Annotated in this window: 18 protein-coding genes; 1 reads left to right on the top strand and 17 read right to left on the bottom strand. The window is 36.9% G+C overall.

The features are described 5' to 3' along the window. Positions 1-31: 31 nt before the first annotated feature. From FBT53_RS01950 to gtfA, 12 genes are all read right to left on the bottom strand, one after another. Positions 32-415 carry a cytochrome C oxidase subunit IV family protein gene (locus tag FBT53_RS01950; RefSeq protein ID WP_136949486.1) on the bottom strand — a complete coding sequence of 128 codons (384 nt, stop codon included), beginning with the start codon at positions 413-415 and terminating at the stop codon, positions 32-34. Between the two features lie 39 nt (positions 416-454). Continuing rightward, positions 455-1,432: a cytochrome c oxidase subunit 3 gene (locus FBT53_RS01945; protein ID WP_136949485.1), complete on the bottom strand. Its 978-nt coding sequence runs from the start codon at positions 1,430-1,432 to the stop codon at positions 455-457. A 92-nt stretch (positions 1,433-1,524) separates the two neighbouring features. After that, on the bottom strand, positions 1,525-2,109 hold the full coding sequence (locus FBT53_RS01940; RefSeq protein WP_136949484.1) for a cytochrome c oxidase subunit 3: 585 nt from the start codon (positions 2,107-2,109) through the stop codon (positions 1,525-1,527). A gap of 10 nt (positions 2,110-2,119) precedes the next feature. Beyond that, on the bottom strand, positions 2,120-3,022 hold the full coding sequence (gene cyoE / locus FBT53_RS01935) for a heme o synthase (RefSeq protein WP_136949483.1): 903 nt from the start codon (positions 3,020-3,022) through the stop codon (positions 2,120-2,122). A 155-nt stretch (positions 3,023-3,177) separates the two neighbouring features. Next, a complete protein-coding gene (locus tag FBT53_RS01930) occupies positions 3,178-3,882 on the bottom strand; it encodes an energy transducer TonB (RefSeq protein WP_136949482.1) in 705 nt (234 codons plus the stop codon). Between the two features lie 67 nt (positions 3,883-3,949). Further along, the gene (locus FBT53_RS01925; protein WP_136949481.1) at positions 3,950-4,336 is read right to left on the bottom strand and encodes a VanZ family protein; all 387 of its coding nucleotides are present in this window, start codon (positions 4,334-4,336) and stop codon (positions 3,950-3,952) included. Further along, positions 4,329-4,709 carry a glycine cleavage system protein GcvH gene (gene gcvH, locus FBT53_RS01920; protein ID WP_136949480.1) on the bottom strand — a complete coding sequence of 127 codons (381 nt, stop codon included), beginning with the start codon at positions 4,707-4,709 and terminating at the stop codon, positions 4,329-4,331. Before gcvH ends, FBT53_RS01925 begins: the two co-directional genes overlap by 8 nt. 93 nt (positions 4,710-4,802) lie before the next feature. Further along, entirely contained in the window at positions 4,803-11,978 is a 7,176-nt protein-coding gene (sprA, locus tag FBT53_RS01915) for a cell surface protein SprA (RefSeq protein ID WP_370323658.1), read from the bottom strand. A gap of 5 nt (positions 11,979-11,983) precedes the next feature. Further along, complete coding sequence (ruvA, locus tag FBT53_RS01910; protein ID WP_136949479.1) at positions 11,984-12,565, bottom strand: Holliday junction branch migration protein RuvA; 582 nt, start codon at positions 12,563-12,565, stop codon at positions 11,984-11,986. Between the two features lie 37 nt (positions 12,566-12,602). Then, positions 12,603-14,897 carry an NADP-dependent malic enzyme gene (locus FBT53_RS01905; protein ID WP_136949478.1) on the bottom strand — a complete coding sequence of 765 codons (2,295 nt, stop codon included), beginning with the start codon at positions 14,895-14,897 and terminating at the stop codon, positions 12,603-12,605. 97 nt (positions 14,898-14,994) lie between these two features. After that, positions 14,995-16,323 (bottom strand): MFS transporter, encoded by a 1,329-nt coding sequence (locus FBT53_RS01900; RefSeq protein ID WP_370323657.1) that lies wholly within the window; start codon positions 16,321-16,323, stop codon positions 14,995-14,997. A gap of 71 nt (positions 16,324-16,394) precedes the next feature. Then, positions 16,395-17,852 carry a sucrose phosphorylase gene (gene gtfA, locus FBT53_RS01895; RefSeq protein ID WP_136949477.1) on the bottom strand — a complete coding sequence of 486 codons (1,458 nt, stop codon included), beginning with the start codon at positions 17,850-17,852 and terminating at the stop codon, positions 16,395-16,397. A gap of 297 nt (positions 17,853-18,149) precedes the next feature. Between gtfA and FBT53_RS01890 the strand changes: the two genes are divergently transcribed. Then, positions 18,150-19,175, top strand: coding sequence for a LacI family DNA-binding transcriptional regulator (locus FBT53_RS01890; protein ID WP_136949476.1), 1,026 nt, complete (start codon positions 18,150-18,152; stop codon positions 19,173-19,175). Here FBT53_RS01890 and queG read toward each other — a convergent pair. The 5 genes from queG to FBT53_RS01865 form a co-directional block, all read right to left on the bottom strand. Beyond that, on the bottom strand, positions 19,143-20,087 hold the full coding sequence (gene queG, locus FBT53_RS01885) for a tRNA epoxyqueuosine(34) reductase QueG (protein WP_136949475.1): 945 nt from the start codon (positions 20,085-20,087) through the stop codon (positions 19,143-19,145). The two genes, FBT53_RS01890 and queG, sit on opposite strands and share 33 nt — an antisense overlap. Next, positions 20,087-21,109, bottom strand: a complete 1,023-nt coding sequence (gene ruvB, locus FBT53_RS01880) for a Holliday junction branch migration DNA helicase RuvB (protein WP_136949474.1) — start codon at positions 21,107-21,109, stop codon at positions 20,087-20,089. Before ruvB ends, queG begins: the two co-directional genes overlap by 1 nt. 15 nt (positions 21,110-21,124) lie before the next feature. Further along, entirely contained in the window at positions 21,125-21,958 is an 834-nt protein-coding gene (locus FBT53_RS01875) for a GIN domain-containing protein (RefSeq protein WP_136949473.1), read from the bottom strand. A gap of 137 nt (positions 21,959-22,095) precedes the next feature. Further along, complete coding sequence (locus tag FBT53_RS01870; RefSeq protein ID WP_136949472.1) at positions 22,096-23,904, bottom strand: cbb3-type cytochrome c oxidase subunit I; 1,809 nt, start codon at positions 23,902-23,904, stop codon at positions 22,096-22,098. 40 nt (positions 23,905-23,944) lie between these two features. After that, positions 23,945-25,012: a cytochrome c oxidase subunit II gene (locus tag FBT53_RS01865; protein WP_136949471.1), complete on the bottom strand. Its 1,068-nt coding sequence runs from the start codon at positions 25,010-25,012 to the stop codon at positions 23,945-23,947. Between the last annotated feature and the right edge of the window lie 5 nt (positions 25,013-25,017).

The following is a 25,017-nucleotide window of genomic DNA, read 5'->3' as shown; positions in this document are numbered from 1 at the left end:
CCGCCCTTATTATATTATTAATATCCTAAAACTAGAAGTTCCAAGACAGGAATCCGTTTTTAAATACATCATAGATATATGTCGCCTCAAACAACAAAATAAACACCAAATAAGAAATTAGGAAAATTGGTGTCCATACAATAGCTCTACGCAAGGCACTTTTTTCATCTCTTAAGTGCATAAAATCCCAAGCAATATAATATGCTTTTACAATTGTTAAGATGATGAAAATCCAATTTAATAATTTCATATCTAGCACATAGGTATCCATTAAAAAGTCTGGCTTGTAAATACCTAAAACTACTTCTACTGCTGTTACAATGGAAAGGAAAATAAGTACGCCCCAAATTTTCTGAACGTTAGACTTAAATTTTAAAGCTCCTCTAAATATTTCTAATTTATGTTCGTGACCCATTAAATATGCTTTTATCGCTTTGCTTAAACTCTATTTTAATTATACTAAGTAGAAGAAGGTAAATACAAATACCCAAACTAAATCTACAAAGTGCCAATAAAGACCTACTTTCTCTACCATCTCATAATGTCCTCTTCTCTCGTACGTACCGATAACTACATTCAAGAAAATAATTACATTCAGTACTACACCGGAGAATACGTGGAAACCGTGAAAACCAGTGATAAAAAAGAAAAAGTCTGCAAATAGGCGGCTACCGTATTCGTTACGAATTAGATTAGCACCCTCTACAACGCGTACTGCCTGGTTTACCTTTTCTAAGGTCTCTGTTCTATTTAAGATGGTTTTTTCACCTTCTTCATTAATTTGCTCCGTACGGATTAAAACATTAGGATTGGCTTTTAAACCTTCTACAACTTCTGTTAAAGAAAAGGTAGTTAGCTCTGATTCGCCTTCGTACCAAACACCTTTATCATTGGTATGGGTTACACGCTCCCCAGGAATCGCTTTAGCAAAATCACCTATTGCAATTCTCTTATTATCATTGGTAGCGTCTACAAACTGAAGAATTCTACCCCCTTTAGTTTCCAACGCTCCGTAATCTCCTTTAATAAAAGTAGCCCATTCCCACGCCTGTGAACCAACAAAGATTGCACCGCCTATGATGGTTAAGAACATGTAAACGATTACTTTGTTTTGCTTCATTTTATGACCCGCATCTACCGCTAACACCATGGTTACGGAAGACATGATTAAAATAAAGGTCATAAATGCAACATAAATCATGGGATAATTTCCATGAAAGAACGGCACGTGCGTAAAAACCTCATCGGCTATAGGCCAGGTTTCAATGAATTTAAATCTAGAGAATCCGTATGCGGCCAAGAATCCAGAGAACGTAAGCGCATCTGAAACAATAAAGAACCACATCATCATTTTACCGTAGCTAGCACCTAGTGGCTTATTACCGCCTCCCCAAACACTATCTTCCGTTCCGGTCGTTACCGTTGTTTCCATATAAAATTTCCGTTTTAATAAAACTTTAGCAAAAATACACCTTTTACACTTTTCTAAAAGTCTCCGATAGGTAAAACTTTAAGTTTTGGCTTTTATTTTACAAAGTACATAAAGAGTACCAAGTAAACCCACAAAAAATCTAAGAAGTGCCAAAACATAGCACCCAACTCTAAACCTAAATGGTCTTCTGGTGTATACTTAGCCCTTAAGTGATTGATTGTAACCCCCAAGAGCACTAACAAACCAGCCACCACGTGCACAATGTGCACAGCAGCTATTAAGTATACGTAAGACATTTTAATATTACTAGTAGGTCCCGTAAAACGGTAACCGTACTCCATAATCATTTCATTAAAGCCTAAAAATTGCAAAACAATAAAGGCAATACCCAACCCAAAAGTAACTAACAGCCATGCTGTAACCATTTTTGTTGCCCCCTTCTTCATTGCCATTCTAGCCAATACAAAAGTTAAACTACTCAATACAATTACAGTAGTACTTACCAAAAACAATTGCGGCAGCTCTACAGTTTGTAACCAATCTTTACGCTTACTACTAACTATGTAAGCACTTGTCCAACCTGCAAAACCCATAATAAGACTAACAATACCAAACCAAAGCATCATTTTCTTTGCTCTTGCATTCTTCTCCTTATTGGTTCCTTGTGTTAAATCCATAATTTTCTTTTTATTGCAAAAATTTATCTGCAACATAAACTAGCTGCATCAACGTAATATAACTTACACTTGCTAGCATTAGTTTTCTTGCAGACACATTATCTTTTTTCTCGTATAGCTTAAAGGCAAAAATCAACATAACCAATCCCATTAAGAAAACAACAATTGCAGCTGGCACAGATAACAATAATCTCCCAGTAAAACCAAATACAGGAATTACAGAAATTACAATCATCCAAATGGTATATAGTATAATTTGCAATGCGGTACTAGCATCTTTTTTACCCGTTGGCAACATTTTAAATCCGCCTTTGCTATAATCTTCATCTAGCATCCAACCCAATGCCCAAAAGTGTGGAAATTGCCAAAAGAATTGTATCATAAATAAAGTACCTGGTTCAATTCCAAATTCATTTGTAGCGGCAACCCATCCAAGCATAAATGGTATTGCCCCAGGTATTGCCCCTACAAACACCGCTAGTGGGGTAATCGTTTTTAAAGGAGTGTATACACTAGTATATAAAAAGATAGATATTGCACCAAACAAGGCTGTCTTAGGATTCAGCTGATACAATAAGAAAACACCCAAAATTGTAAGGGTAATGGCAATCGTCATTGCAACATTCACAGACATACGCCCTGCAGGTAACGGCCTGTTTTTAGTACGCTTCATTAGCGCATCTAAATCTCTTTCTATGACCTGATTATAAGCGTTGGAGGCACCCACCATACAATAACCTCCTGTTGCTAGGTATAACAAATGAAAGAAATTAATTGTTTCTGCACCTAAAAAGTAGCCTGCAATGGAAGAAAAAACAACACTCACCGCAAGCCTTACCTTGGTAATCTCTTTAAAATCAGCAAAAACCAAGGACCAGTTCATATTTTGCAATGTGCCTACGGCAGACTTCATCTTATTATTCTAATTGGCCTGCAAAGATACGGTGGAGTTGCCTTCTTTGCAATCTTAGTATAAAAATTATGACTGCTAGGAATTTAACTGAAGAAGAAGAGAAACAAAAAACCCTAGCTTATAGGCTAGGGTTTTTGTAAATTATTGTTGGTTTGTTATTGTAACTTAAAAGTAATTGGAATACTAAAAGGTACTTTTACAGGGCGTCCTCTTTGTTTACCTGGTGTCATTTTAGGTAATTTATTGATAATCCTTAACGCCTCTGCTTCTAAATTTTTGTCTGGCCCACGCATTCTAATGTTACCGATGCTACCATCTTTTTGTATAGTAAACATTACCGCAACTCTACCTTGTATCCCCATTTCTTGAGCAATCTCTGGATAACGGAAATTTTTACGGATATGCTTTTGCATTTGCTCTTGAAAACAAGCTTTTTTATCACTAGCACCCTCACAACCTGGAAAAACAGGAACATCTTCAATTACCGCAAAAGGAACAGAAATATCTTCTTCTACCTCTTCTACCTCTACTTCTTCTACTTCCATGATTTCTTCTTCCTGGCTAGTTTCTGTAGATTCTATTACAGTTTCTTCTACCTCTTCTTCATCTTCTACAACCTCTATTACCTCTGGCGCAGCTGGCGGTGGTGGCGGTGGTGGTGTTTTTATCTGCTCCGTCATCGGAACTTCTTCATCCAAATCGTCCTCCACGTTCATGGATATATCGTAATCGTTGGTCTCTTCGTATTTCTTCCACTCTAGTCCAGTATACACTAAGGCCATCACTAGGGCAAGACCAATGACAAAGTATAGGCCACTATTCCTACCTACATCTGCTTTTGGGTTCTTTTTCGGTTCCATAATTCTCTTTTGATTTTTCCTACGGGCTAATTTAACCAAATATTTAAAATATTGGCAAATTCATGGCTCATTTTATGCGGTAAATGAGTGAACGGTACTTTTTAATGAGCAAACCGGCCACTATTGCCCCAAAACTATTAGCCAAAAAGTCAAAAATATCTGCCTCCCTATGATAAGGCATTACATATTGCAAAATTTCTATGAAAAGGCCGTATGCAATTGCGAAGATGATTAAATATTTAACTATTCTACTTAAATTCTGAGCTCCCTGTTCTAACAAACTAAGACAACCTAGCAGCACTACTCCAAAATAGAAAGAAAAGTGAACCAACTTGTCTAAATGGGGTATATCTATCCCTGTATTTACATCTGTTGAAAACGAAAATAAGCTGAGAGATGTTACCAACACCAACCAGCTTATTCCTAAAATTGTGTATTTGTTATTCTTAAGCACCTACAAGTTCCTTGTAATCTGCATCACTCATTAATTGTGTAACCTCATCTGGGTTGTTAAATTTTACTTTAATCATCCAACCCTCTCCATATGGATCAGAATTTACCTTTTCTGGCTCGTCTTCAAGGCTTTCGTTGAACGCAACTATTTCACCAGAAAGTGGCAAAAACAAGTCAGAAACTGTTTTTACAGCTTCTACAGTTCCAAAGACTTCATCTTTATCTAAAGTCTCGTCTAGGGTCTCTACCTCAACATAAACAATATCACCTAATTCGCCTTGCGCAAAATCTGTAATACCTACGGTTGCAGTGTCACCATCAATCTTGACCCACTCGTGGTCTTTTGTGTACTTTAATTCTGAAGGAATATTCATTTTATCCATTTTAGAGTCGACACAAATTTAAAGTTTTCCGTAGCTATACAAAGTAATTTTATAGTTATTCTAAATGCTATTTTTCACATCGTTCTAATTACCAAAGTTATACCTGATGGTAAAGCCTGCATTTATGGTAGTTTGCGGGAATGCGGTAGACACCTTGAACTGTGAGAAAGAATGGTCATAAAAGAATAAGGCATTGAGATTTTTACTTAGCGCATAATCTGCAGTAAACTTTATACTCCATAAATCTTGACCTGAGGTAATTTGATTGTTATCGATATCTAGATTACGTATTATAGTGATGTTATCCCTTACAGAAAGGTCTGCTTTAAGATTTAAATCGCCTTTTAGACGGGTACGCTCGCCCCCAATGTTGGTTACAAATTGAACGTCTTTAAAACGATACCCTAAACCAACGGTGTATTCTTTACCATTAATTTCTGTAAGCAAACTATTATCAAAACTCAAAGAAAGTGTTCTATCTGTGCGCACCTCTGCAAGTACACTTAAGGAATTTTTCATTTCAAAATCTACCCGCATTAACGGATTAAACTCATCTGTCAAAACCACATTACCAATTAAATTTTCTGGCAATATATTACCTGTTTCGCCATTTACGGTAGGTGCATTATCGGTTAATAATTGTACACGCTCTAAATTAGTTTGAAAATTATTTACACTATATGCTGCTCTATAGCCGTGTTGCAACGAAAATCTTTTGAATTTTTTCTTGAACCACCTGTTTTTCATTAAACCGGTATACTTTAAATTCCAATTCGGAATTGGAATTTCCCTAAACGCATCTAAATTAACACGTTCTGCATCTTGACCTGTATATGCTGCAAAAAATGCAGGCAATAATACATCTTGACTGGTTTTACCATATCCGGTAGGGAAACCATCCTCATCCACCGTGTTGATATTGGCACCACGGTCACTAACAATACGGTCTGCAATCACCCTTCTGTTAGCCTTAAACTCTTCAAACGTTTCAGAATCAAATTCATCGCTCTTACCAAAAGCAGTTCCTATCATTACTGTAGAAATACTAAAATTCCCAATGTTGTTTACTAGACCGTTAAGACCCTGACTCCATAAATCCGGAACGTAGTTCTCTTGCAAACTATTGGTCATTTGCCTGTCTGCTGTTAAATCTATAGTTAGGTCTGGCATTGGATTAGCGGTAGCTGTAATATTTAAACTCTTGGTACTGTTTTGCATATACTGAGAGTTAAACTCTGTAAAATTAGTTAGCCAACCTTTACGAGCAGCTTCAAATCTAACATTGCTCTGACTACCAAAGACAAATCCTAAACTTGGCCTTGCGGTTCCTACAAAACCAATAGATTGGGTATAACCCGGTAAAACTTTACCATTATTTTCATTGTAACTTACATTAACACGCTTTACCATAGTTACAAAATCTATAAGCGCATTCATACCTTTACCCGTCTTACTTTTAGGCTTTAAGTCCTTAGCCTGTTTTCCTTTTTCTCCTCTGACCGCTATAGCAGTGGGCAATTTTCCATCACGCTTTTTTAATCCTAAGAAGTCATAAAAACGTTGCATAGTTAAATTGGCAGTTAAATTATGGGTGTTGGCATTTTGTACGGTGTTAATTTGAGCATTAGGGTCCCCTAAAGATTCTCTTGCCACTTCTGCCAAGGCATCACCACCACGTTGCCAATCAAAATTACTGGTATAGGTATACGAAGCATTGACAAAATCTAGAAACGGAATTTTATCTAAAGGCAATTCATAATTAAGCTGCATCTGTTGTGCGTGCCTATTGGGTTCTCCAATATCAAAAAAGCCATCCCATAAATCTAAGAGTTCATTAACTCCAGATTCCGTATCACCGTCTACATTAAAGTAATTACGAACAATATTATTGTTAGATGCGGTTAGGTTTAAACGAAGTGATTTAGATATGCTATAATTTAATGCGTACTGCCAATTAAAAAGATAATTACGTTGTTGTAGCAGCGGTAAATCTAAGGCTTCTACTCCGGGCTCTAACACATCTCTAAATCTTTGCTGATTAAAAGACCTGTTGTAATTAGCATTTAAAGAAACACTAGTAGGCAAGAAATTGAAGTTCATTTCTTTTAACCACTGCCAATACTTACCGTTTAATATGGAATCCTTTTTAGCCAATGGCGCTATAGTCGCAGGCTTAAAGTTATGATTGTACACAAAACCCGTGGTAACATTTTCATCTTGCAAGTCTGCTATTTCAAAATCTCGATGATTGGTTTTATTGTAAGAATAATTAAAAGTAAAGTTTTCTATATCATAAAAGTTAGCATCCGCTTCTTCGCTTCTATTTTTGCGAACACCAATTAGGTTTATACTTCTACGCTTGGTGTATTCTTCTGCCTGCTCTCTGGTTTGCTCCGCCAATTCTGGGCTATCTGCAGCATCTATTAAATCATCTAGTTTTAAATCGTCAAAAACAGGATCAAACTCTGGCGTAATCAAGGTCTCTGACACGCCAAAATTCACAGGTAATTGTAAGTTCCATTTTTTAGGAAACAATTGCCCAACATTTACATTGGTAACCACATCATAAGAAATGGCATCTTCTCTAGCACGCTCATTAGGCATTTGATCTATAGAACCAAACCCGGAAGTACTAGTACTTGCTGTAGCACTTACATTAGCAAAATCTGCCATATTAGCGTCTAATGCAGCAATTGCTGCCCAACCACCATTATTATCTAGACCTGCTAAACGCAGCTCGTTAAACCAAACTTCTCCTCTAGCTGGGATATCATCTATATTTTTAACCCCGACCATCATACTACGGATGCTTCCAAAAGAAGGATTACCACGAATACCTATTCTATTAACGCCGGGTGTTCTAGGCGAAAACTCTGCAACCTCTACCACGTTTCCGTCTACCACCTCGTAAAAACGAAGTTCATTTAACGCCACACCATCTGCACGTTGTGCTATTCTTAGGGATTTAACTTTATTTAAGTCGTCCAAGGCTACATCAATCTCATTTACTTCTGGCCATACACCATCTGCATCTGTAGTACCAAAAGGTGTAAACTGTAACGCTCTTTCTATTTGATAGAAGTTTTCTGAAAAATCTGTTCCTATTCTGATAAAGCCCACCAATGGTGTAGCAGCATCCGAATAATCCGTATTAAATAATTTCTCTGCATGCATGAACATTTTTATGCGCTCATACTGCCTAACATCTATGTTGATATTTTTAAATACCCCACGGGAGTCCTGAGGCTCCAAATTCTCTACCGTGAAGGATAATGACTGCTCATTTTGACGAATAATAGTATTGTTATTATTCAATTGCTCACGTACAACCCCAGGCGGTAAACGATATGGAATTGGGTCTCTTGTTTCGTTTTCCTGAATATTTACGGTGTTCACATCTACAATAGTGCCATCATCTGCTGGGATATCATCCACACCTGGTTGTAATGTATTGGTATACGAGCGCCAATCGCCTCTTACCAAATCCAAGGTAGCAAAACGAAGCACTACATCGTCCTGAAAACCGGTAAGGTACATACGCATAAAACTGATGGAACGGAAATCTGATATTCCGCCTACGGCATCCGTAAACTCGCTCAATGGAATTTTATACTGAATCCAACGGTAATTTCTTGGCGTACCATCTGGCACGCGCGTACCTGTAGCTTGCCCTTCTCTAATATCCGTTACGTATTGGTCATCAATAGTGGTATTTGGTTTAATAGGAATACGATATTCAAAATAACTATTAATCGTATTCATAGTTAAGTCTCTATCTACATCTTCTACGTCTGGCAAAGTAGTAGACCCTCTGTTAGTGTTAGAAACCGCTACAGGCGAGTTTCCTTGAGGATTATTAAAATCGATATATCGCTCTAAAATATCACCCTCTTTATTTAGGTAATACGTATAATTATCCAAAGCAGGGTCATTTGCCGGACCGTTATAGATTGCAGCTTCATCAGCATCTGTTAAACCATCGTACCCTAAATCCTGTAATGTTCTATTCGCTTCATCAGCATCAAAAGCATAAACTAAAGCTTGTGTAGAAGGCACTTGCCCCCAAGCAGTTTGTCTTGGTATTTCTGTATTGGTAGTGCCTGGTAATCCGTTTTCATACTGCTTTCTACCGTCCTTTAAAATATCCTCAGAAATGTTTCCCAAGTTAAATACTAATTCCCCTTGATTTCCATTCACGGTTTCTCCGTCTACATAAGGATCTAACACCCAAAATTGAACAAATTCCACGTTGGATTGCTCAAAATTAGTACTACTTAAAGAACGCATAATACCTGCCCATTTGTCTTCTGCTGCTTCTGCTTCAAAGGCTGTATTTGCGTTATAAGGTCCTTTTTGATTAGGATAGTACACCAAATCTAAAGTTCCTTGAACGGTTGTCTGCCCTTGTGCGATATCTGACTCCGGAAAAACCTCTGTAATAAATACCCGTCTAGTAGCATTAGAAGATATATCGCTATCAGAAATACCCGCAGGGCGCTGATTGGTATAAAAAATTGGGTCAATAGTGTACCAAGACATTTTAGCACGCTGAAAACCCGTTTCTAAATCTTGAACGCCTTGTGTAAATTGTACTGGCGGACTGGCTAAGCTCCACCCTAAAGAAGAACGTATATCTATCAGGGCTTGTGCTCCTTCAAAATCATCTAAATACGTAGTTGTTTCTCCTTGAAAGTCTGCATTTTTAGGAGAATTAGGCTTTAAGAAAGCAACTTCACCTCGCAACGAGACATTAGAAGGCACATCGGTATCTATGTTAGGTAATTTATTAGCCAAGCGTGTAAGGAACGGAACCTCTGTACTAAAATTACCGTTAAATCCGTATATAGTGTTATTTACAGGTTCTACTCCGTAATTAGATTTTTGTGTAAGTGGCCGCTCATTAAGATTTAATAGAGTACCACCTAAAACAAAATTCTCATTGAATTTATGTTCCACATTTACCCCTGTGAATCTTCTTGTCTGCTGCCCAAATACGGCATTATTTTCAACTGAAATATTAATTGGTGTATTAGAGGCCTCTAAACTTGGATCTAAAATTTGCACGGTACCTGCTGCATAATTCACGGTATAATCTATACCTTCTTGCAATTGTCTGCCCCCTGCTGTAACTCTAACTGAACCACGTGGCACATTAAAAGCACCTATTGGAATACCATTATTACCTTGCGACTTATACCTACCTTTTAATTGAAATCTATTTTTCTCTGCCTCTTGCAAGGACGCCGCTTTTGTCTGGGCGTACATATTACGGAATACGTACTTCTGTTGATTGGCATTATAGGTATTGGTGTTAGCATAATCTTCTACACCTGATTCTAAAAGATTAAATAGGTACTCCCCAAACGGTTCTACTTTAGTAAAAATGATACGGCCCGTTTGCGTATCTACAGTGATACCTGGAATATAGTCAAAGAAACCATCACCACCGGGCTGCACGTCATTATAAACATTTAAGCGATCTAAGTTAAAGACGTTAATTAAAATACGGTCTTCCAATCCACTAGGCCAACCTGTGGATGCATCTACGGGAGTTATATAGTTTCTAGGAGTAGGGTCTGTATAAAGAATGTTTAATTTAAAATCTTCTTCACTTAACTGATAAGCACCTGTAGAGTAGATGTTCTTCATCATTAAATCCCAAATAGGGTCCTCTACATTGGTAATATTACTTTTTAAAAGCTTCAATATAAGGGTGTTGTTTTCAATTATCGGGTTAGCCCCAGTGCTTACACTTGTAGCATCTACCCCGCCATTGGCAAACTCCCCCACTTGATACACTTCACCCTGATAGGTATACTGAAACGCAACCCCTAAAACCTCATCATTACTAAGTCTTTGATTAAGGGAGATATACCCCAATTGACTGTCAAAAACATAGTCACGATTTACTTCTAACTTTCTAGCATTTTCTAAAATGGCATAATCTGCACCCTGAGACATCTGGTATCCACCAAGTGCTCCCGCATTAAAACCTTGCTCAACGGTAGCAATATCTCTTATTGCGGTATTTAGCGCGCCACCTTCATTAATCAAACCAGGGTTAAAATCGTTATTACCATTTTCTGGTAGAATACCGTTACCCATTTCATTAAAAAAACCTGCTGGCGGCGTACCTTCTTTACCTATTTTAGTACGTTCCTGCCCTTCTGGCCCCATTCTCCCCTCACCTAAATCTTGTAAGGCAACAATATTCCTAACATTAATAGTTTGTTGCGTACGATTCGTTACCCATACTTCTAATCTGGTAATCTGTACTTGGCTTTGTATGAAAGGGTAATTGGATAGCGCCTTGTCATAATTATCTCTAAAGTATTGTGCTAAGAAAAAGTGTTTATCTTCATCATAATCCAAGGCCGTTAAGGCAAATTCATTTAAAGTTCCACCACCTTGGGCAACTACAGTACTGTTTTGAGAACGTTGTTCAGAAAAAACAGCCGTTACCGTAGTTTTCCCAAACTGCAGTTGTGTTTTGACCCCGAATAAGCTTTGAGCTCCCGTGATTAAGGAGCTATTTAAGGGCATGTTAACATTACCAATTTCAATTTTTCTTAGAATATCGTCTTCTGTAGGCGTATAATCTAGTTTGATAAGATTCTGAAAATCGAATGTTGCTTCGGTATCATAGTTTGCAGTCACCTGCAAACGCTCCCCAACCTTTCCTAAAAGACTCAAACTAATACGCTGGTCAAAATCAAACGAAAGATTAGTTCTATTTCTGGGAGAAAGTGCAGGATTATCGTTTTTCTGCCAAATAACACCCAAATCCATTGCTACGGAACCTTGAGGAATAACCTCTATAGTGTTACCCCCAAAGATGGATTCGAAAAAGTTGTTATTTACATAAAAGTTAGGCAGTAAATTTTTTCTAGCTTCTTCTGAGCCCTCCTTTTTTCCCGTATACGCATCAATCTTCTCTTTAAAATAAGATTTCATGCTTTCCTTGCGGACCAACTCGTAATACTGCTCTGGGGTTAAAAATATAGGGTGATTAACATTAAAATCGCCTACACTTACCGTGTAAACGTACCTATTTATTTTGGGGTCAAAGGTATATTTAGAAATTATGCTATCTGGATTTTCTAGCAAAATCTTGCCAAGCGCAACTCCCGTTTGCACAGAATCTTGTACTTGCTCTTGTTCTTGAGCTGTAGCAGAAGTTGCCATAAGCACCAAAAACACCAATACCAGTAAATGCTTAACACCAATGGAATTAAGCACTAGAAACACCCCTCTTTTCAAACTATTTACAAATTTTTAAGCGCCTTTTTAATAATGTCCTCTACGCTCAGGGAGGCATCTGTGGAAAGCACTTTTTCTACAACCTTTTCTGATTGTCTTCTTGTGTATCCAAGAACCTCTAATGCAGATAACGCTTCTTCTTTATTTGTATTGTTTGATTTTAGTGAAACTTCATCCATATCATACACCTTTAAGATTTTATCTTTCAGGTCTATGATTACACGTTGGGCGGTTTTTGCTCCAATACCCTTTACTCCTTGTATGGTGGCAACATCACCGCTAGCAATTGCATCTCTGACTTGTGTGGGGTCTAGAGATGATAACATAGTCCTTGCCGTACTCGCTCCAATACCATTTACAGATAGTAACAGCAAAAAGATTTCCCTCTCTGCCTTTTGTGCAAAACCAAATAAAGTATGGGAATCTTCCTTTACTTGCAAATGCGTATATAGCATTACGTTTTCATCTGATGGAAGCAGGCCATAAGTATGTAAGGATATATTTAAAAAATAACCTACGCCATTACAATCTATGATAGCGTAGGTTGGATTTTTTTCTACAAGTTTACCTTTTAAGTATGCGTACATAGCAATGTTGGGTTAGTATTGCCGTAAAGGTAGTAGATTATTTTTGGCTTTTTGCCATTTTACGCTTCTCCCTTTCTTGTGCATCTATAACTGCAACAGCCGTCATATTTACAATTTCATCCACGCTTGCTCCTAATTGCAAAATATGAACTGCTTTTCTAAGACCGACCATTATTGGCCCAATAGAGCTAGCATTATTTAACTGCTTAAGGAGTTTGTAAGTGATGTTTGCAGAATCAAGATTAGGAAAAATAAAAGTATTTACCTTTTTGGTGCTAATTTTAGAAAAAGGGAAAGTACTATCGCCTAATTCCCTACTTAAAGCAAAATCTGTTTGCACCTCGCCGTCTACCACCAAATCTGGATATTTCTCATGTAAAATTCTAACTGCATCGTTCACCTTTTTTGCCTTTGGATGACTACTACTACCATAGTTAGAATAAGATAGCATAGCAATTACAGGGTCAAACCCAAATGTAGAAGCTACGTTAGCTGTCATCTTAGTAATCTCTGCTAATTCTTCTGCAGATGGATCTATATTGATAGAAGTATCTGCCAAAAACATAGGTCCTCTATCAGTAATCATAATATTAACGGTAGATGCTTTTTGCACCCCACTAGCCCTACCTATAACCTCAAAAACAGGCTTTAAAACCTTTGGATACGCTCGGGAATATCCGGACAACATACCATCTGCTTCGCCCTCCAAAACCATCATAGCACCAAAATAGTTACGCTTACCCATGTTTACATTGGCACTATATTCAGTTTCACCTTTTCGTTGTCTTAACTCATACAACCTACGGGCATATTTTTGGCGCAATTGCTTAGCTCCTTCTTCACGCGGGTCGATAATTTTTACATCTGCATCAAATTCCAGCTCTTCTTTCAATTCTAGAATTCGCTCTCTATTTCCTAATAATATTGGAGTCGCTATTCCTTCTTCATAAACAATTTGAGCCGCCTTTAAAACATCCAACAACTCCGCCTCTGCAAACACTATTTTTTTAGGATTTACTTTAGCACGGTTATGCAGCATACGCACCACTTTATTATCATTGCCAGAACGTTGCAGCAATTCCTCTTCATATTTATCCCAATCTTTAATTGGTGAACGTGCCACCCCACTTTCCATTGCGGCTTTTGCCACAGCAGGCGGAATTTTTGCTATTAGCCGTGGATCAAAAGGTTTAGGGATAATGTATTCTTTACCAAACGTTAGCCTAGTAGTATCATAGGTTATATTTACTTGCTCTGGCACTGCCTCTTTGGTTAATTCTGCCAAAGCTACAACCGCTGCCATTTTCATTTCCTCATTTATTTTTGTCGCCCTAACATCTAAAGCTCCTCTAAAAATAAACGGAAAACCCAATACATTGTTTACTTGGTTAGGATGATCAGACCTACCTGTAGCCATGATAATATCCTCTCTAGTGGCCAAAGCTACGTCATACGCAATTTCTGGGTCTGGATTAGCCATGGCAAAAACAATAGGATTAGCCGCCATGGTTTTTAACATGTCTGGTGAAACCACCCCAGCCATGGAAAGCCCGATAAACACATCTGCATCTACCATAGCTTCATCCAAAGTATCTATCTTGCGATTCGTAGCAAATTCCGCTTTTTGACTAGTAAGATTATCCCTGTCTTTGCGAATAACACCCTTACTATCTAGCATTACAATATTTTCTAGTTTTGCACCGAATGCTTGGTACAACCGGGTACAAGAAATAGCTGCTGCACCAGCTCCACTAACCACAATTTTTACATCTTCTAACTTTTTATCCGCAAGCTCTAAGGCATTTAAGAGTGCGGCAGCAGAAATTATCGCAGTTCCATGTTGATCATCATGCATCACAGGAATGTCTAACTCTTCTTTTAACCTTCTTTCTATTTCAAACGCTTCTGGCGCTTTTATATCTTCAAGGTTGATGCCTCCAAAAGTGGGCGCAATTGTTTTTACGGTTTCAATAAACTTATCTACATCTTCTGTATCTAATTCTATATCTATACCATCTATATCTGCAAAAATCTTAAATAATAAGCTTTTACCTTCCATTACAGGCTTGGAAGCTTCCGGACCTATATTCCCTAAGCCAAGTACAGCCGTACCGTTAGAAATTACAGCAACGGTATTACCTTTAGAAGTGTACTTATATACATCTTCCGTATTCTTATGTATTTCTAAGCAAGGCTCTGCAACTCCAGGAGAATATGCCAGTGCCAAATCTCTTTGCGTAGCGTAAGGCTTAGTTGGTACTACTTTTATTTTACCTGGTTGCGGCTTGGCATGATAAACCAAGGCCTCTCTTCTTTGTTTTTCTTTACTCATACCTTTATTAGGATTTTCGTGGGTAAAGGTAAGAACTCTTAGAATAGAGAACTATGCGCTTTTGGTTAATATCTGTTGAATTTAGAACACCTAAATGTTAAGTGTTTTGCAAATTTGCTTCTTGTTTTTCTTTGGGCATTTTAAGTCGTAAAGCAAATACGAAGGCTAGTGTAAAAAGAACGCCTGCAAATAGCATTGCATTTATTGGACTCCCCCCTAATATATTTTTGTATATAGCTCCAAAAGAAACAGTCTGTATCCCCATAGGAATTACAATCATCATATTTAGAATACCCATATAAACTCCTCTTCGGTCCTGTGGCACAATCTTGGAAACCATGCTGTATGGAATCCCCATCATAGCTGCCCAACCGATACCAAACAATACCATAGGCGCTAACACATAAAAAGAATCTGTAATATAAGGGATTGCAAATAATGCTAAAGCGGAGCCTAATAAACTTAAAGCATAGACCTTTTTATTGCCAAATTTTAGCGCTAATGGAACCAAAACCAGAGCCACCAAAGCAGTTGTTACATTATACGTTGTGCTCATCTTAGCAGCTTGTGCTGCAGCTTCTGATGTATCCATACCCATTGTTTTCCTAAACAAAGGTGTGATGAATTGCCAGTATACGAACAATGCATACCATTGAAAAAGGTATACTATAGCCAACTTCCATAGAAACTTTGGCATTTGCACAATTGCCTTCCAAATCTCTCTGAAAGGAGCAAATAAACGCTCTTCAAAAGGCAATGCTCTGTGTTTTTCTATTTCCACCATCTCTTCTTCTGTAGGAGGTATTTCTGGCGTTGTAAAGACAGACCACAAAATAGTAGCTATAGATAAAAATGCCCCAATAAAAAAAGAATAATACAACCATTTTGGAACTTCACCTGCCACTTCCTCTCCACCACCAAACCAATCTTGAAATAGAAATATGGAAGCGTTTGCCAACAAGATACCAGCACCAACAAATAGACTTTGCATTTGATAACCAACACTAAATTGTTTCTCTGGCAATTTATCCCCAACAAAAGCTCGGTAAGGCTCCATAGCCATATTGTTCCCTACATCCAAAATCCACAATAAACCAACAGCGAACCAAAGCGCTGGACTTAACGGAAAGAAAAACAAACAAATACTGCCCAAAATAGCTCCTATTAGAAAAAATGGTTTTCTTCTACCAAAACGTGGCGACCAAGTTTTATCAGAAATTGCGCCGATAATTGGCTGTACTATGAGACCCGTAATAGGGCCTGCTAAATTTAAAATTGGTAGTTGTTCTTCTGTAGCTCCTAAAAATAAGAAAATAGGGTTTATCGCACTTTGTTGAAGTCCAAAGCTGTACTGAATTCCCAAAAATCCAACATTCATGTTAAATATTTGCCAGAAACTCAGTCTTGGTTTAATATTTTTCAGCATCGATATAAATAGTTTAGTTGAAGTTTACTCTAAGTTAGCTTCACAATATACTATTTTACCTAAAACGAGCGCTAAATTTTAAAATTTATAGTCTTACCATTTTCAATTCCTTCAATCTCAAACGTTGTAGCAGACAAATTGGCATTTAGTTGAATATAGTTATCCCCGCTAGTCCATTTTAATTTTAAATTTTCTGCGGGAGAATCTAAAACTGCAAAGTCCCCATTAAATGCTTCTACTCTATTTCTAAGCTTCATCAATGCGCTTAAGGATTTAAACAGGCTAGTTTCTTTTTTCTTCGCAATTTCTTTTAAAGTATAGTAATGCCTATTGATATCTCTACCTACATTAGTTTGGGCTAAAAGTTCCATATCATTTTCATCGCCAAATACACCTACATAATATACTTGTGGTACTCCTGGTACAAAAAACTGAATAGCCCTTGCTAAAAGATAGGCTTCATCATCTTTTCCTAAGGCTTCGTAATATGTACAATTGACTTGATATAAATCTAAATTAGATGCTGCTGCTCCAGTTGCCTTAAGACTACGACCTTCACTTTTTTTATGCATCGTTTTTACAATCTCATCTAGCACGGTGTCGGGAATCAAACCAGGCTCACCATTCTCAGATGCTACATCTACAATGCCAATACCATCGTGAGTGTCTAATACAGTAATAACATTCCTTGGCGCAATAGCTAACCACTTTTTTAAATTTCCCGCATCTTTATTATAGATAGTATCTAGAACTAAAACAGGCAGTGCAAAATCGTATACATAATCTACCTTTTTAGCTATTTCTATTTGTGTTTTGAAATAAGAATGTATTTCTACCAGCACCTCTATACCTCTTCTATGAGCTTTTTCTGTAAGTTCTGCAATAAAGGCAAAGGTTTCTGGAATCATAAAACAAGAAGTTCCTGCTTTTTTAATGGCATATCCTGCCGCATCTAAGCGAATCATCTTAATATTAGACTCCTCATATATGGTTAATATATCTTCTAAATATGCCTCTCCCTTTTCAGAATACACATCTATATCTATTTGTTTAGGAGTAAACGTTGTCCATATCAATTTCTCACTTCCGTCCTTAAATTTCATTTTATTAAAAGGAAAGCCTGGCCTTGGTCTATAAATTGATACTAATTCTTGCTCAGCAGCACCGTTAGGAAAAACGGAGTTATAGGTTAAAAACAGGGAAGCATATTCAGATTCGTCTCCTTTTTCTAAGTAATCTTGAAACTCTATAGAATCTGCAGACATATGATTCACAATTAAATCTGCCATTACTTCTACAGAGGAGCTCAATTGCTTTATATCTGACCAATCTCCTAATCTAGGGTCTATTTGTTTATGATTAATTGGATCAAAACCTGCATCTTCACCATCTATCGGGTTAAAAAAGGGTAAAATATGCACTCCGCCAAACATACCCTTTAACTCAGTATTTAGTAATTCATCTAACCCATTGATGTTTTTAACACCTAATCTATCTACATAAGTAATAAGTTGCACCTTATTTTTCATGGACAAATAATATTTTTGATAATTATATAAAGTTATTCTGGAGGAAACGTCTAAAAACAAAGAGTGGGAGACTTGACCAATACTCCCACTCTTTAAAACAGACTCATAAATACTTAAACCACTGCAAAAAAATGGCTATGTGACCAATACATATATGTGCCATTTTTTAAACAACGCAGGGCTAAAATAGAACATGATTTTTTAATTTTAATAAAATTTAACACTAAAACGTTTTCGTTTTTGTACAAACTGATTTGTATCTTTATAACGTTATATTTTTTTTAACATAAAATACTTATGAGCAGAACCACATTACAACAGATAGCGCTTAGCTTAGATATCTCAGTGACCACGGTATCTAAAGCTTTAAATGGATACCCAGATGTAAGTAAAAAAACCATTGAAAAAGTTAAGGCGGCTGCAGAAAGACTTAATTACAAACCCAATTCTTTTGCGGTAAACCTTAGAAAGCAACAATCTATGACCATTGGCTTGGTGGTACCAGAAATTGTTCATCAGTTTTTTTCTAATGTAGTTAAAGGCATTATAGATGAAGCGGAGAAACACGGATACGTGGTAATTACCCTTCATACCAACCAAAAATACAATAAGGAAAAGCAAGTAACTGAGTTCTTAATAGATAAACAAGTAGATGGTATTTTGATTGCTTTAGCTGATGAGACTATTGAGGTAGAACATTTGCTAGCTGCGCAGAAGTTGGATATACCTGTGGTGATGTTCGATAAAATATCTAAAAACGTAGAATGCTCTAAAGTGTTAATTAATGATGTAGAAGCAGCTTTTGAAGCTACCAATCATCTAATTAAAACAGGATGTAAAAAAATTGCGCATTTTAGAGGACCGCAGCATTCACAAAACGCAATTGACCGATTTGAAGGGTATAAAAAAGCCCTGTTGGAAAACAATTTAGAGTTTAAAGAAGAACATGTTTTTCCGTGCCATGAAATGTCTTTTGAAGTAGGTATAGAGAATATTAAAAAACTACTAAATACTACAAAAGGTATAGATGGTATATTTATTAATACCGATTTGATTGCTGTAGGTGCCATGGCAGAATTAAGAGACCAAGGCATTAGAATACCAGAAGACATAAGCATTGTAGGGTTTAGCAATTGGTTTCTATCCTCTGTAACTTCCCCTACTTTAACTACAGTTGCACAGCCTAGTTTAAGTATGGGAAAAATTGCGTTTAACATGTTGTTATCAGAGTTGACTAACAAACGTAACAATGTGGCAATAGCGCATGAGACTATTTATTTGCCCACAGAGCTAATCATTAGAAAGTCTACCAGACCCCTCTAGAAACTTAATGTTTCTAAGCAAACCTTGGTATTTAGTTCGCTTAACAGCAGATTTTCTAAACACTTCTTGAAAAACGTCTTGAGTTAGTTCTTTCCACTCTTCTTCAGATAGAGAAAGCAATTTATCATTTGGCTGAAAAGCAGCTTCTTTATGCGGTGTAGCAAATCTATTCCATGGACAGACGTCTTGACATACATCACAACCAAACATCCAGTTATCCATACTATTTTGAAATTCTGTAGGAATGCTTTCTTTGAGTTCTATAGTGAGATAAGATATACATTTGCTGCCATCTACCACATATGGTTCTATAATAGCCTTGGTAGGACAAGCATCTATACAAGCTGTACAACTACCACAATGGTCCGTTGTAGGACCGTCATAAACCAAATCCAAATCTATTATTAGTTCTGCAACAAAATAAAAACTACCTACTTTTTGGGTAATTAGATTGCTATTTTTCCCAATCCACCCTAAACCACTTTTTGCCGCCCAGGCTTTGTCTAATACTGGAGCAGAATCTACAAAAGCTCGTCCCTGTACTTCTCCTATTTCTTCTTGAATATATTGTAATAAGGATTTTAACTTGTCTTTAATTACAAAATGATAATCTTGACCATAGGCATATTTTGAAATCTTGTAAGTGTCTGCACGCTGTTTTTCCTCTGGATAGTAATTAAGTAATAAACTGATGACCGACTTAGCTCCATCTACCAGCTTGGTTGGATCCAAGCGTTTATCAAAATTATTAGCCATATACCCCATTTGCCCATTCCGATTAGCATTTAGCCATTTTTCTAATCTAGGAGCTTCTTCTTCTAAAAAACCAGCTTTAGAAATCCCACAAGACAAAAAACCGAGGCGATTAGCTTCGGCTTTTATTAATTGCGTATATTTTTCTTTACTTGCCACTAGAATAATCCCCCTTGGACACCACCTTTTATTCTTCCTAAATGTTGGTAAGCCTTCTCAGTCACCTCTCTACCTCTAGGCGTTCTCATAATAAACCCTTGCTGAATTAAAAAAGGCTCATAAACCTCTTCAATCGTCTCAGCACTTTCCGCCACAGCTGTAGCTAAGGTTGTTATCCCTACTGGCCCTCCTTTAAATTTATCTATAATGGTAGATAAAATTTTATTATCCATCTCATCTAAACCAAAAGCATCTACATTTAATGCCTTTAAACTGAATTTAGAAATTTCTATATCTATCTTACCGTTCCCCTTTATTTGAGCAAAATCCCTAACCCTGCGTAATAATGCATTACAAATTCTTGGAGTTCCTCTACTCCTACCAGCAATTTCAATAGCTGCCTCATTAGTTATTGGCACATTTAATATATGAGCACTACGTTCCACTATAGTAGAAAGTAACTCTGTATCATAATATTCTAACCTACTAGAAATACCAAAGCGGGCACGCATGGGAGCCGTTAGCAGGCCGGAACGAGTAGTAGCTCCAACTAAGGTAAACGGACTTAAATTAATCTGAACCGTTCTTGCATTAGGCCCAGTCTCTAGCATGATATCTATTTTATAGTCTTCCATGGCAGAGTATAGATACTCTTCCACAATGGGACTTAACCTATGTATTTCATCTATAAACAAAACATCACGCTCATCTAAATTGGTTAACAAGCCTGCTAAATCTCCTGGTTTATCCAAAACTGGACCAGAAGTTACCTTAATCCCAACACCCAATTCGTTAGCCAATATATGCGCTAAAGTAGTTTTACCAAGACCCGGAGGACCATGAAATAACGTATGATCCAATGCCTCTCCTCTTTGGTTAGCTGCTCTAACAAAAATCTCTAGATTTTCCAATACCTGAGCCTGTCCAGTAAAATCCTGAAAGCTTACCGGTCGTAAAGCTCTTTCAATATCAAACTCTTCATTTGAAAAGTGTTCTGCCGTTGGATCTAAATGTTCGTTCATTAAAACAAAGATACTTTAATTGTCTTTTTTGAGTAGTTGTGCCGTGTCCATAAAATTATTGAGACTTATTTCTGGATTAGCATACAAAAATGTTTTAGACTTACCACTCAAATCTAGATTTACTAAGGTATTGCAATGTATTCTACTAAACGCATCATCTTTAGCTACAAAGTCTAGATTAGCAATAGCCATCATCTCACCCTTATATTTACCATTACCTACAACCGTTAAGCTAACTTCTGAAGCACTACCATCTATGTCTAAATCTGAAGAATCTGCAACCGATACACTTGCCCCATCAGCATTAGTCACTAATTCCAAATCTGCTTTTCCTCTTAAAAATACATTTAAAGAGTCTACATCTGCATTTAGTTTTGCAAAACTATTTTCCTCCATAGTAGTATTCAATTGTATAGCAGAGGTATTTAATTCTAATTTAGAATTACCCAACAAATTGATGTACATGATATCTGTTTTTACCCTATCTACCACCTTTATGTTGCCAGACTTTTGACTAATGGATTTCAACGTTTTAAAACCGATTTCAATCTCCAATTTTTTACTTGATTTTATATCGTAATAAGACGATATCACTAACGAACTGTCTTGCACTTCAATTTCTATAATATCGACTAGATTATCATCTGCGGTAATTTTATACCCTTCGGAAAATGATTTCTTCAAAATGATTTCCAGGTCGTCTCTCAATTCAATTGTATTAAATGCTTCTAAATCGCCTGAAACCTCTGTTACCACTCTATTCCCTTTAATTTTTGGCTTCTTTTGTGCAAGAAGGCTATAACTTGTTAGTAGCAACAAACAGACCGAGTAGGCTCTTAAATTTTTCATACTATTCTATGGTTAATGTGTATAGTTCTATGCATATTACAAAATAAAGCGCACAGTAACAATGAATCTAAAATTGTACCAAACAAAAAACCCGTCAAACTAATTGACGGGCTTTTTTATATCTAATATAACTAAGATCAATGGTGCATTTCCTCTTCATTTTCCTGTAAAGGAATTGTTTGTGGAACAAAATCCTGTCCAGGAATTATATATTCACCATTTTCGTACGTCTTACTATAATCATAAGCCCAACGATATACATGAGGAATCTCTCCTGGCCAGTTACCATGGATATGCTCTAAAGGAGTAGTCCATTCTAAAGTGTTAGATTTCCAAGGATTTTGAGAACCTTTTTTACCATAAAATATGCTACTAATAAAATTGTAAACAAAAATAAGTTGTGCAAAAGCTGCAACGATTGCAAACACCGTCATTAAGACCTGAACGTTTGTTAACTCATCAAACATAGGAAACGCAGTATTTTGATAATATCTTCTAGGAACCCCAGCCATACCAACAAAGTGCATTGGGAAGAACACCCCATAAGCACAAACGGCAGTAATCCAGAAGTGAGCATAGCCTAAGTTCTTATTCATCATTCTACCATGAAACATTTTTGGGAACCAGTGATAAACACCAGCAAATAATCCATAGAGTGCAGAAATACCCATTACCAGGTGAAAGTGTGCCACTACAAAGTAGGTATCATGAACATTAATATCTAATGTACTATCCCCTAGTATTATTCCTGTTAATCCACCTGTAATAAACGTAGAAACCAAACCTATTGAAAACAACATTCCCGGATTCATTTGCAAGTTACCTTTCCACAAGGTAGTTATATAGTTAAATGCCTTTACCGCAGAAGGAATGGCAATCAATAATGTTGTAAAAGTAAATACAGAGCCTAAGAATGGATTCATACCAGAGATAAACATATGGTGACCCCAAACAATAGTAGACAAAAAGGCTATTGCTAATATTGAAGCTACCATAGCTCTATAACCAAAAATTGGTTTTCTGGCATTTGTAGACATTACTTCTGAAGTAATACCCAATGCAGGCAACAATACAATGTATACTTCTGGGTGACCCAAGAACCAAAATAAATGCTCATACAATACTGGAGAACCCCCTTGGTAATGCAAAACTTCTCCCTGAATAAATATGTCTGACAAGAAGAAAGAAGTGCCAAAACTTCTATCCATAATTAACAACAAGGCTGCTGATAATAATACAGGGAATGAAATAATACCTATGATTGCTGTTACAAAGAACGCCCAAATGGTTAAAGGTAATCTAGTCATAGACATACCCTTTGTTCTTAAGTTTATTACCGTTACCACATAATTAAGAGAACCCAGTAAAGATGAAGCTATAAAGATAGCCATAGAAACTAACCAAAGCGTCATTCCCATACCAGAACCAGGCTGTGCCATTGGCACCGCACTTAATGGAGGATAAATAGTCCAACCTGCTGCTGCAGGTCCTGCCTCAACAAATAAAGAGATAACCATGATTACTGAAGATAAAAAGAACAACCAGTAAGAAACCATGTTCAAAAATCCAGAAGCCATATCTCTTGCACCAATTTGCAATGGAATAAGAAGGTTACTAAAAGTACCACTTAAACCAGCCGTTAAAACAAAGAATACCATTATGGTACCATGAATAGTTACTAGTGCCAGATAAATGTCTGCATCCATAACTCCTTCCGGTGCCCATTTACCAAGAACCGCCTCAAAAACTGGAAACGATTCTCCAGGCCAAGCCAACTGCATTCTAAATAATAAAGACATTGCAATACCAATGAACCCCATTATAAGACCTGTGATAAGATATTGCTTAGCAATCATCTTATGGTCCATACTAAATATGTACTTTGTTATAAAGGTCTCCTTGTGATGGTGACCGTGATCATCGTGTCCGTGTCCTGTATCTGACATAATCGATAATTTTATTATAATTTTCTTTTTATAGCCTAATCTATTCTGCTGCAGGAGCCATGGACGCACCAAAGGTTTTCTGCTCTGCTAACCACTTGTTGTAATCTTCTTCACTCTCCACAATAATTTTCATCTGCATATTGTAGTGAGATTTACCACATATTTTGTTACACAACAAAACATAGTCGAACTCCCAAGGGTCTGTATTTGGTTTACCTTCAGCAGCCCACTCTGCTCTAAGCTTATTCGTTCTTTTAACTTTTTCTACCACATCTGGATTCTGTCTCATCTCTTCTGTTGTTATAGTAGGAGTAAAAGAAAACTTAGTAATCATACCAGGAACACAGTTCATTTGTGCTCTAAAGTGTGGCATATAAGCCGAATGCAATACATCTTGGGATCGCATATAAAAATTGACTTTTCTACCTACAGGCAAATGCAATTCTTTAACAATAATATCATCCTGCCCGTTTGGATCCGCTTCATCAATCCCTAAAACATTTGCTCTATCAATATCTATCAATCTAACACTAGCATCTCCAAGTACATTGTCATCACCAGCGTACCTAGCAGTCCAATTAAACTGCTGAGCATACAACTCTACAACCAAAGGATCATCCTCATCGTTAACATCCATAATTGTTGTCCACGAATACAGACCCCAAATGATTAGTCCTGCCAACACAATAACTGGGATTATTGTCCAGATAAATTCTAATTTATCATTGTCCGCGAAAAACAATGCTTTTCTTCCTTTCTGTCCACGATACTTGTAACCAAAATAGTGCAATAAAGCCTGTGTTATGGTTTGAACGAAAAAGATTATAGCAAAAGAAACCCACATTAGCGTGTCATAATTACCACCATGCGCAGAAGCGGCTTCTGGTAATAACATCTTGTAATATTTAGCAAAACTAAAAATAGTTATACCATAGATAAAGATTAAAAAAGCGAATAACATGTATCCGTTATTTTTATTATCCTCATCAGTAGCTATCTGTCCGTTTAAACTATCTGCTCTTAGTTGAGACAATTCAAAGATTTTGGTCATCTGCCAAATGGCAATTGCCACCAAAACCAAAACTGTCAATATCAATAATGTTGTCATTTCTA

This window comes from Flavobacterium sp. ASW18X (genome assembly GCF_005144745.1).
In the GTDB taxonomy this organism is placed as follows: domain Bacteria; phylum Bacteroidota; class Bacteroidia; order Flavobacteriales; family Flavobacteriaceae; genus Croceivirga.
Note: the sequence above shows the minus strand (reverse complement) of the source record. Positions and strands in the feature narration are given on the sequence as shown.